This window comes from Kineococcus sp. TRM81007, assembly GCF_022669155.1.
GTDB lineage: Bacteria > Actinomycetota > Actinomycetes > Actinomycetales > Kineococcaceae > Kineococcus.
Window position 1 is genome coordinate 16,571 of record NZ_JALBVB010000054.1, and the last position, 9,941, is coordinate 26,511.

The window sequence follows — 9,941 nt, forward strand, 5'->3', positions numbered from 1 at the left end:
CGCGCGCAAGATCACCGAGGGGTGGGGGAGGGAGGGGCGAGGGGAGGGGTTGCCGGAACGGCACGAGGGCTCGACCGGGCGGGGAGCGCGGCCGACGATGCCGGGGTGAACGACTTCGACCCCGACGCTCCCGACGCCCGCGCCCTCTGGGAGGGCATGTACACCGCCGGCGAGCGCTGGAGCGGGCGGCCCAACGCCGCGCTCGTGCGCGCCGTGCAGGACCTGACCCCCGGCACCGCGCTCGACCTCGGTTGCGGGGAGGGTGGTGACGTCGTGTGGCTGGCCTCCCTCGGCTGGCGCGCCACCGGCGCCGACGTCTCACCCACCGCGCTGGCGCGCGCCGCCGCGCACGCCGCCGAGGCCGGTCTCGGCGACCGCGCCCGGTTCGAGGAGCACGACCTGGGCGCCTCGCTGCCCGCCGGCGAGTTCGACCTGGTCACCGCCTCCTTCCTGCACTCCGTCGCGCACCTCGACCGCGACGACGTGCTGCGCCGCGCCGCCGGCCTCGTCGCACCCGGCGGCTCCCTCGTCGTCGTGGCGCACTCCAGCACCCCGCCGTGGGGCGACCACGGCGACCACGGCGACCACGGCGACCACGACGACCACGACGAGCACCACCGGGTGCACCTGCCCACCCCGCGCGAGGACCGCGACACCCTCGCGCCCGCCACCGCGGGCTGGGAGGTGGTCCGCGAGGAGCTGCTGCCGCGCGAGGTGACCGGCCCGGACGGGCAGCGCGCCACCATCGACGACGGGCTGCTCCACCTGCGCCGCCCGGGCGCCTGACGGTGCGGTGAACGTCCCGGGGCCGCGGCGTGCCCGTCCGGCCCGGTGGGGACGTCCCCCTCCCGCTTCGTGGTACTTCTCTTGACCATGCAGTCCCCGCGCCTCGCACTGACCCGCACCTACCTGGCCCCGTCGGCCGACGAGGCGCCCGGCGGCGGTGAACTGCCCGGCGTCGCCGACGTCTCCCCGCCCCGCGAGGTGCGCGGGGAGGAGACGCACTACGACACCGCGGACCTCGCGCTCGCCGCCGCCGGCGCGTCGGTGCGCCGGCAGACCGGCGACGCGCCGCGCGGCTGGGTGCTGGAACTGCCCGGGCGGGGCCCGCGCACCCACCAGGTCCGCCACGCCCTGGGGCGCGCGGTGCGCACCGCACCCGCTGCGCTGCAGCGGCTCACGTGGGCGGCGGCGCGCGGGCGGACCCTCGGGCCGGTGCTGCAGCTGACCGCCGACGCCACCCAGCGCGACCTGCTCGACGCCGACGGCGCCGTCGTGGCGCGCCTGACGACCCGCCGGGTGCAGGCGCGCCCGCTGGTCCCGGAGGACTCCGCGGTGCAGGCGTGGGCGGAGTGGCAGGTCGAGGTGGTCGACGGCCGCCGCGACCTGCTGGACGCCGTCACCGCCGCGTGGGAGCAGCGCGGTGCCGAGGAGTCCGACCGCACCGAGCAGCTGCGCACCGTCCTGGACGGTCAGGAGGAGACCGAGGACGGCGACGGTGCCGGCCTGGACGACCGCTCCGCCGGAGCCCCCGTCCTGGGCCAGCTCGCCCACGACGTCTCCCGCCTGCTGGCGCAGGACCCCCTGGCCCGCATCGACGCCCCCGGCGCCGTGCACGCCCTGCGCGGTGCGTCCCGCCGCCTCACCGGTGTCCTGCGCTCCTTCGCCCCCCTGTTCGCCGACGAGCCGCGCGAGGCGCTGCTGGGTGAGCTGGAGTGGCTGACCGGCGTGCTGGCCGCCGCCCGCGACGCCGAGGTCCTCACCGAGCGCCTGCTGGCCGACCTCGACGAGGAGGCCACCGGTCACGTCGCCGGCTCCGGCCTCGGCGACCCGGCCGCCGTCGCCGAGAGCGTCCGGGCGCTGATGGGCGAGCGGCACGGCGCCGCCCAGGCCGAGGTCGTCGCCGCCCTGGACTCCGAGCGGTACCGCTCGCTCGTGGCGGCCCTGGAGGCGTTCGTCGCCGCCCCGCCGCTGACCCGGGAGGCGTCCCGCTCCGCGCGCAAGGCGCTGCTGCCGCTGGCCGCCGACGCGCACCGCGCCGTGAAGGACGCCCAGCGCGACGTGGACCCCGACGGCGAGGACGCCGACGTGCCGGCCGGCGACCCGGCCGCCGACCCGCTGGTGCGCCTGCGCCGCGCCGCCGAGGACGCCCGCGCCGCGGCCGGCGCGCTCGTGCCGCTGCGCGGCGACGACGTGGAGGAGTACGCCGACGCGCTGAAGGAGCTCACCGCTGTCCTCGTCGAGCACGAGCAGGCCGTCGCGGCCCGCGCCGTGCTGGAGGAGCTCGTGCCCGCCGCCGGCCAGGGGGCGTTCGTGCTCGGCCGCGTGCACGCCCTGGAGGAGGTCCGCTCGGCGGTGGCCCGCCACGACCTCGACGGGGCGTGGGACGCCGCGAACCGGAAGAAGCTGCGCAAGTGGATGAGCTGACCGCGGAGTTCTCGCGGCCGGTCCCGCTGGCCGGTGCGCGCGTCGCGCTGGAACCGCTGTCCGCGGACCCGGCGGCCGGTCACGTGGAGGGGTTGCGCCGCGTCGTCGCCGAGGGCGACCTGCACCGCACCTGGTACACGCACGTCCCCGCGCCCGGCGCCGTCGCCGCGGACGTCGAGCAGCGCCTGGCGAAGCAGCGCGCCGGCCTGGTGGTGCCGTGGGCGGTGCGGCGCCTGGACACCGGCGAGGTGTGCGGGGCGACGACGTACCTGAACCTCGACCCGGTGAACCGGCGGCTGGAGATCGGCTCGACGTTCCTGGCGAAGTCCGCGCAGGGGACGGGGATCAACGCGGAGGCGAAGCTGCTGCTGCTGACGCGTGCGTTCGAGGTGCTGGGCTGCGCGGCGGTGGAGTTCCGCACCCACTGGCACAACCAGCAGTCCCGCGCCGCGATCGCCCGGCTGGGCGCCAAGCAGGACGGCGTGCTGCGCAACCACGTGCTGTGGCACGACGGCAGCTACCGCGACACGGTCGTGTTCTCCGTCACCGGTTCCGAGTGGCCCGCGGTGCGCAGCGGCCTGCTCGGGCGCCTGGGGGCCCGCTGATGCCGCGAGCCACCGGGGCACCGCACGACGCGTGAGGAGGGGTCCGTGAACAGGTGGGTGCTGCTCGCGTGCGCCGTCCTCAGCGAGGTGTCCGCCTCGCTGTCCCTGAAGGCCGCGCTCGGGCACCCGGGCTGGTACGTCGTGGTCGTCGCCGGCTACGCGGGGGCCTTCGCCCTCCTGGGCAGGGTGCTGCGCGCCGGGATGCCCCTCGGGGTGGCCTACGGCACCTGGTCCGCGGCGGGCGTGGCCCTGACCGCGACCCTGAGCGCCGTCGTGTTCGGCGAGGCCCTCGGCCCGGTGGCGCTCGCGGGCATCGTGCTCATCGTCGCCGGCGTCCTCGCCGTCGAGCTGGGTTCGCAGCGCGGGCGGGAGCGGGAGGAACCGTGAGGGGGTACCTCTTCCTGGCCCTGGCCGTCGTGTGCGAGGTGAGCGCGACCCTGTCGCTGCGCGCCGCCACCCACGGGCGCCGGCGCTGGTACGCCGCCGTCGTGACCGGGTACCTGGCCGCCTTCACCTGCCTGTCCCTGACCCTGTCCAGCGGCATCGGCCTGGGCGTCGCCTACGGCGTCTGGGCCGCCGCCGGGGTCGCGCTGACCGCCGTGCTCAGCAGGGTCCTCTTCGGCGAGGTGCTCAACCGCACCACCGTCCTGGGGATCCTCCTGATCGTCGGCGGGGTCCTGCTCGTCGAGGCCGGCTCGGGGAGCTGACCACCGCGCGGTCGTCGCGGTGAGCGGTGAGAAGGTGGGGCCGCCGGACCCGGTGCGGGGGGCCGGCGCGGTGCCGCGGCACGGTGCTGGGGGCCGGCGCGACCGCGGACGGTGGGGCCGGGGACGGGAGGGGTTCGTGAGCGGTTCGCGGCACCTGGTCGTCGGCGCCGGCCTGGCCGGGGCGGCCACCGCGTGGCAGCTGGCCGAGCGCGGCCACGAGGTCACCCTCGTGGAGCGCACCGAGCCCGCCGCCCGCGACGGCAGCTCCCACGGGTCGGCGCGCATCTTCCGCTACGCCTACGCAGAGCGCGACTACGTCGAGATGGTGGTGCGCGCCGCCGCCGGCTTCCGGGAGCTGGAGCGCCTGCACGGCGCCCCCCTGCTGACCCCCACCGGTGCGCTCGACCACGGCCCCGGCCGGGACGCGCGGGCGCTGGCGCGGGTGCTGGGGTCCGTCGGCGTGGAGCACGAGCTGCTCAGCGCCGAGGCGGCCCGGGCGCGCTGGCCGCAGCTCGCCGTCGACGGCGAGGTGCTGCACCAGCCCGGCGGCGCGGTGATCGACGCCGAGAGCACCGTGCGCGCCATGGTCGCCCTCGCGCGGGCGAGGGGTGCGCGGGTGCTCACCGGCTGGCCGCTGGTGGGGCTGGAGCGCACCGCCACCGGTTTCACCGCCCGCTCCACGCGGGGACGCTCGATCGACGCCGGGCACGTCGTCGTCTGCGCCGGCGGCTGGCTGCCCGACCTGCTCGGCGGCCTGCCGCTGCCGCGGGGCTTCCTGGAGGCGTTCCCGGCGCTGGACGTGCGCGAGGAGAACGCGTTCCACTTCCCGTACCGCGACGAGCACCCGCACGGCACCTGGCCCACCCTCATCCACACGATCCCCGAGATCCAGGTGTACGCGCTGCCCGGCGGCCGCGACGCCGCGTTCCGCGGCCAGAAGGTCGCCGAGTACAACGGCGGGCGCTCCATCGGCTCCGCCTCCCGCCGGTCCGGCGCGGTCGATCCCGCCAACCGCGAACGTGTCGTCGACTACGTGCGCCGTCACCTGCCGGGCCTGGTGCCCGAGCCGTACGCGGAGACCACGTGCCTGTTCACGAACACCCCCACGGAGGACTTCGTGATCGACGGCACCGACGGCATCACGGTCGTCTCGCCCTGCTCCGGGCACGGGGCGAAGTTCGCGCCCCTGCTGGGGGAGGTCGCCGCCGACGTCGCCACCGGCGCCGCCGCACCGCCGGAGCGGTTCCGCGTCGGTGCGGTGCCCGCCGGTTCCTGAGCCGACCGTCCCCCGGGACCCGGCACCGGGTCCACGAGGGGTCGCTCCGGCCCCCACCGGCTGCGGCGGTCAGGACCGGGGCGCGAACCCGGCCCTGACCCGGCGCAGCACCGGGGCCTTGCCGGCCCTGGCCAGCGACCACAGCAGGGCGGCGACGAAGCAGACCAGGTTCGCCGACTCGCGGCCGTCGCCCTCCTCGAGCAACCCGCCGTGCACGGCGCTCGCCGTGACCAGCAGGCCGGCGACGACCAGGAACGCCGCAGCACCGAAGAGGTTCCGGTCCAGGGCCTCCTTGCGCCCGTCGAGCCGGTACACGACGTAGGTCACCCACATCGCCGTGATCTGGCTCATCACCAGGACCACCCCGAGGACGGTCGGGACGAAGACCAGGAAGACGGCGCCGTACTTCAGCGCCTGCAGCACGGGGTAGACGAACATCCGCGCCTCGGTGCCCACCCGGTTGTAGAGGAAGAACACCGCACGCAGCACCACCAGCAGCAGCAGCCACGAGGTGCCGGTCGCGAGGAGCTCGTCGGTGCCGAGCTCGTCGAGGAGGACGGCCGTGCCCAGACCGGCCGCCGCGGAGGCGAGGGCCCAGACCCAGGCCTGGACCCGGATCGGGTAGTCCCGGAACCGCGACACGCCGGGGTCGAGGACCGGGCGCTCCTCGAACTTCGAGGCGTGCATGTCGTTCTCGAAGTAGCCGATCTCGTAGACCGACATCACCGACAGCAGCAGCAGCGGCGTGATCACCACGAAGTGCAGCAGGCTCGTCAGGTCGTAGGCGACGGCGATGGCGGTGATGAGGGCGTCCACCAGGAGGAACTGGTCCAGCGTGTACCAGCGCGAGTACTTGACCTGGGCCGTGTAGCGCATCGGGATGTAGAGCCGCTCGCGGGCGGACACCCGCCGGCCCTGCGGCGGGACGAGCAGACCCGAGCGGCACGCCCCGAGCAGGTCGGCGTCGTCGAGCGAGTCGGAGACGAAGACGGCCCGGGCCACCCCGCCCTCGCCGACGGCCCCGACCGCCGTCGTCGTCTTGCCCCCGGCGAACCAGGACGGCCGGGGGAGCAGCGGCGTCGCCACCAGCGCTGCCGACTGGTACTCGCTCCCCCGCAGCAGGCTCCGGATCACGAAGGCCATGCCGAAGGAGATGATCGTGAGCCGCGAACGGTCGACGTCGGCGAGGAGGCCGGAGACCCCGGTGGCGCGGTGCTGCTCGAAGAGGGCCGGTGCCGCCCTGCGCCACAGGAGCAGGTTCCAGGGCGTCAGGACGACGATCAGGACGACGCAGAGGTAGTCGCGCACGCGGTAGCCGCGGCCGCCGGGCACCAGCCGCCACGGCACGCACCCCCGCACCAGGAAGTCGATGACGGCGACCACCAGGGACGGCCGGCAGCGCGAGATGAAGAGCTCGGTGCTGTTGGACGCGAAGAGCGTGTGGTCGAAGTCGACCAGGACGGGCGAGTCCGGCTCGGCGACCTGACGGCGGACGGTGTCGGCGGTGACCGGTGCCTGCCGCCGGACGTCCAGGAAGTCCGGCTCGAGCTGCTCGGTGGTGCGTTCGACCATGCCTGAAGGTCTCACGGACCGGGCACGTGATCCGCGCGCGGGGGGCGAGCCGTGCCCCCCGAAGGGTGTCGGGTGACGGGAGGTCACTGGACGTGAGGTCGCGGCCGGTCCTCCCCGACGTCCGCGGTCGCGCGCCGAGCACCTGCGCCGCACGCTCCGCACCCGGCACCGGCTGGGAGGATGCCCGCCGTGGACGACCAGGGGGAGACCGTGCAGCACCAGACCCAGCCACCCGCAGGACCACCCGCGCCCGCCCTCGCGCTGCGCGGGCTCACCAAGCGGTTCGGCGACAAGCTCGCCGTCGACGCCCTCGACCTCGACGTGCCCGCCGGCTCCTTCTTCGGCGTCGTCGGCCCCAACGGCGCCGGCAAGACCACCACCCTGTCCATGGCCACCGGGCTGCTGCGCCCCGACGCCGGGCGCGCGTTCGTCCTCGGCGCCGACCTGTGGGCCGACCCGATCGCCGGCAAGCGCCGCCTCGGCGTCCTGCCCGACGGGGTGCGCCTGTTCGACCGGCTCACCGGCCTCGAACTCGTCCGCTACTCCGGCCTGCTGCGCGGGGTGCCCCGCGACGTCGTGGAGCAGCGCGCCCCCGAGCTCCTCGACGCCCTCGGCCTCGCCGACGCCGCCGGCACCCTCGTCGTCGACTACTCCGCCGGCATGACCAAGAAGGTCGCGCTCGCCTGCGCGCTCGTGCACGCCCCCCGCCTGCTCGTCCTCGACGAGCCGTTCGAGGCCGTCGACCCCGTCAGCGGCGCCACGATCCGCTCCCTGCTCACCTCCTACGTCGCCGGCGGCGGCACCGTCGTGCTCTCCAGCCACGTCATGGACCTCGTGGAGCGGATGTGCGACCACGTCGCCGTCATCTCCGCCGGGCGCGTCCTGGCCACCGGTGACCTCGACACCGTGCGCGGCGGTGGCACCCTGGAGGAGCGCTTCGTCGACCTCGTCGGCGGCGGCCGCGACCTCACCGGCTCCCTGGACTGGCTGCGCTGATGGTCGCCACCCTGCTCCGCCTCAAGCTGACCCTGCTGCGCAACGGGCTGCGCCGCAGCCCCTGGCAGATCGTCGCGTTCGTCCTCGGCGTCCTCTACGCGCTGTTCCTCGTCGCCACCGTCGGCGCCGGGCTCGTCGCCCTGCGCTTCGCCGCCCTGGACGTCGCCGGCCCCGTCGTCGTCGGCACCGGGACCCTCGCCGTGCTCGGCTGGGCGCTGATCCCGCTCGTCGCCTTCGGCGTCGACGAGACCGTCGACCCCTCCCGGTTCGCCACCTTCGCCGTGCCCCGCACCCAGCTCGTGCCCGGGCTGCTGCTCGCCGGGCTCGTCGGCCTGCCCGGCGCCGTCACCCTGCTGCTGTCCCTGGCCGGCGCCGCCGCCCTGTCCCGCTCGGCCGCCGCCACCGCCGTGGCCGTCGTGGCCGCCGTCGTCGGCACCCTCACCGCCGTAGCCGCCTCCCGCGCCACCACCACGGCCGCCGCCGCGCTGCTGCGCGCCCGCCGCACCCGCGACGTCGCCGTCCTCGTCGGCGGTGTCCTCATCGTCCTCCTCGCCCCGGGCGTCAACCTGCTCGCCCAGCGCGTCGAGGACGGCCTGGGCGACCTCGCCGCCCTCGGCCGCGACGCCGCCGCCGTGGCCGGCTGGACCCCGCCCGGCTTCGCGTGGGCCGCCGCCGCCGACGCCGCCGCCGGCCGCTGGGGCACCGCGCTGCTGCGCCTGGCGCTCGCCCTGCTCGTGCTCGCCGCCGTGCTGGGCGTGTGGGCGCTCGCCCTGGGCCGCTCCGGCACCGGGCCCGCCGCGGGCGGCGGCAGCGGCTCCACCCGCACCGCGACCCGCGGCGGCGGCCTCCTGGACCGCCTGCCCGACACCCCCGCCGGTGCCGTGGCCCGCCGCTGCCTCCTGTACTGGCGCCGCGACCCGCGCTACCTCGTCTCCGCCGCCTCCGTCGCGGTGGTGCCGCTGCTGCTGCTCGTGCTGCCGCTGTCCGCCGGCGACGACAGCGGCCGCTGGTTCCTCGCCGCCGGCCCGCTCGTCGCCTTCGTCACCGGCTGGTCCCTGCACGACGACGTCGCCTACGACCACTCCGCGTTCACCCTGCACGTCACCGCGGGCGTGCGCGGGCGCGACGACCGCGCCGGCCGCGTCCTCGCCGCCGCGCTCTGGCAGGTGCCCCTCGTGCTCGTCGCCACCGTCGCCGGGGCCCTCGTCGCCGGGCGCGGCGACCTGCTGCCCGCCCTCGCCGGCGCCTCCGCGGCCCTCCTCGGCGCGGGGTACGGCGTCTCCAGCGTCGCGAGCGCGCTGGCCCCCTACCCGGTGGCCCCGCCCGGCGGGAACCCGTTCTCCAGCCCCCGCGGCGCCGCCACCGCCACCCTCCTCGCCCAGCTCGTCACCACCCTCGCGGTCACCGCGCTGGCACTGCCCGCCCTCGCGGCGCTGCTCGTGGCGCTGCTGTGGGCGCCGTGGGCCGGGTGGATCGGCCTGCTCGTCGGCGCCGGGCTGGGCGTCCTGTGGGTGTGGCTGGGCCTGACCCGCGGCGGTGCCCTGCTCGACCGCCGCGCTCCCGAGGTGCTGGCCGTCGCCGCGCGCTCGTGAACCCGCCCGCCGGGGCCACGGCGAGCCTGGCGCTCGCCGTCGTGCTGCTGGCGGCGCTCGCCGTGGCCGCCGGGCGGGTCGGCGGCCTGCGGCAGGGCCGCGAGGTCGCCGTGGTGTGCGCGCGCGCCACCGTGCAGATCGCCGCGATCGGCCTCGTCCTCGGCGCCGTCCTGCGCACCCCGGCCCTCGCGCCCCTGTACCTCGCGCTCGCCCTGGCCGTGGCGTCCTGGACGTCCGCCCGGCGCCTCGGCTCGTTGCGCACCTGGCCCGGCACGGCCCTGGCCGTCGGCGCCGGCGCCCTCCCGGCGGCCTCGGTCGTGGTCGCCACCGGGGCCCTGCCGCTGCGCGCGCTGGACGTGGTGCCCTTCACCGCCCAGCTCATCGGCGGCGCCATGGGTGCCACCACGCTCGCCGGCCGCCGGATGCTCGACGACGTCACCGAGCGGTGGGACCTCGTGGAGGGCTGGCTGGCGCTGGGCGCCGCCCCCGCCCGGGCGGTGGCGGAGCTGGGGCGCACCGCCGCCGCCCGCGCCCTCGCACCCGCCCTGGACCAGACCCGCAACGTCGGGCTCGTCACGCTGCCCGGCGCCTTCGTCGGGCTGCTGCTGGGCGGGGCGAGCCCGCTGGAGGCGGCGCGGGTGCAGCTGCTCGTCCTCGTGGGGCTCATCGCGGCCGAGACGATCGCGGTGGTGGTGATCACCCGCCTGCTGGGCCGGGGGGTGCGCACCCGCCCCGCCCCCGCATCCACCCCGCGGTGATCGTGCAC

General features: G+C 76.8%; 10 protein-coding genes. 9 read left to right on the forward strand and 1 reads right to left on the reverse strand.

Annotated features, from left to right (window positions below; genetic code table 11):
- Positions 1–105 precede the first annotated feature (105 nt).
- The 6 genes from MN205_RS13060 (at position 106) to MN205_RS13085 (ending at position 5,015) form a co-directional block, all read left to right on the forward strand.
- Entirely contained in the window at positions 106–786 is a 681-nt protein-coding gene (locus MN205_RS13060) for a bifunctional 2-polyprenyl-6-hydroxyphenol methylase/3-demethylubiquinol 3-O-methyltransferase UbiG (protein ID WP_242127963.1), read from the forward strand.
- An 87-nt stretch (positions 787–873) separates the two neighbouring features.
- Positions 874–2,427, forward strand: coding sequence for a CYTH and CHAD domain-containing protein (locus MN205_RS13065; RefSeq protein WP_242128017.1), 1,554 nt, complete (start codon positions 874–876; stop codon positions 2,425–2,427).
- The gene (locus tag MN205_RS13070) at positions 2,424–3,032 is read left to right on the forward strand and encodes a GNAT family N-acetyltransferase (protein WP_255819577.1); all 609 of its coding nucleotides are present in this window, start codon (positions 2,424–2,426) and stop codon (positions 3,030–3,032) included. The genes MN205_RS13065 and MN205_RS13070 overlap by 4 nt, the downstream gene beginning before the upstream one ends.
- A gap of 45 nt (positions 3,033–3,077) precedes the next feature.
- Positions 3,078–3,419, forward strand: a complete 342-nt coding sequence (locus MN205_RS13075; RefSeq protein WP_242127966.1) for a multidrug efflux SMR transporter — start codon at positions 3,078–3,080, stop codon at positions 3,417–3,419.
- On the forward strand, positions 3,416–3,739 hold the full coding sequence (locus MN205_RS13080) for a multidrug efflux SMR transporter (RefSeq protein WP_242127968.1): 324 nt from the start codon (positions 3,416–3,418) through the stop codon (positions 3,737–3,739). Before MN205_RS13075 ends, MN205_RS13080 begins: the two co-directional genes overlap by 4 nt.
- Positions 3,740–3,875: 136 nt before the next feature.
- Positions 3,876–5,015, forward strand: coding sequence for an FAD-dependent oxidoreductase (locus MN205_RS13085; protein ID WP_242127969.1), 1,140 nt, complete (start codon positions 3,876–3,878; stop codon positions 5,013–5,015).
- Positions 5,016–5,084: 69 nt separating this feature from the next.
- Here the strand turns inward: MN205_RS13085 and MN205_RS13090 are convergent, their stop codons facing one another.
- On the reverse strand, positions 5,085–6,587 hold the full coding sequence (locus tag MN205_RS13090) for a hypothetical protein (protein WP_242127971.1): 1,503 nt from the start codon (positions 6,585–6,587) through the stop codon (positions 5,085–5,087).
- A gap of 180 nt (positions 6,588–6,767) precedes the next feature.
- Between MN205_RS13090 and MN205_RS13095 the strand changes: the two genes are divergently transcribed.
- The 3 genes from MN205_RS13095 to MN205_RS13105 are packed head-to-tail and all read left to right on the forward strand — an operon-like array spanning position 6,768 to position 9,933.
- On the forward strand, positions 6,768–7,583 hold the full coding sequence (locus tag MN205_RS13095; RefSeq protein ID WP_374115936.1) for an ABC transporter ATP-binding protein: 816 nt from the start codon (positions 6,768–6,770) through the stop codon (positions 7,581–7,583).
- Positions 7,583–9,175: a hypothetical protein gene (locus MN205_RS13100; protein WP_242127975.1), complete on the forward strand. Its 1,593-nt coding sequence runs from the start codon at positions 7,583–7,585 to the stop codon at positions 9,173–9,175. The genes MN205_RS13095 and MN205_RS13100 overlap by 1 nt, the downstream gene beginning before the upstream one ends.
- Entirely contained in the window at positions 9,172–9,933 is a 762-nt protein-coding gene (locus tag MN205_RS13105) for an ABC transporter permease (protein WP_242127977.1), read from the forward strand. Before MN205_RS13100 ends, MN205_RS13105 begins: the two co-directional genes overlap by 4 nt.
- Positions 9,934–9,941: the final 8 nt, after the last annotated feature.

Bases quoted from the DNA above. Each gene is read 5' to 3' on its own strand.
- MN205_RS13065 (WP_242128017.1), top strand. From the start codon at position 874: ATGCAGTCCCCGCGCCTCGCACTGACCCGCACCTACCTGGCCCCGTCG.
- MN205_RS13090 (WP_242127971.1), bottom strand. From the start codon at position 6,587: ATGGTCGAACGCACCACCGAGCAGCTCGAGCCGGACTTCCTGGACGTC.
- MN205_RS13095 (WP_374115936.1), top strand. From the start codon at position 6,768: ATGCCCGCCGTGGACGACCAGGGGGAGACCGTGCAGCACCAGACCCAG.
- MN205_RS13100 (WP_242127975.1), top strand. From the start codon at position 7,583: ATGGTCGCCACCCTGCTCCGCCTCAAGCTGACCCTGCTGCGCAACGGG.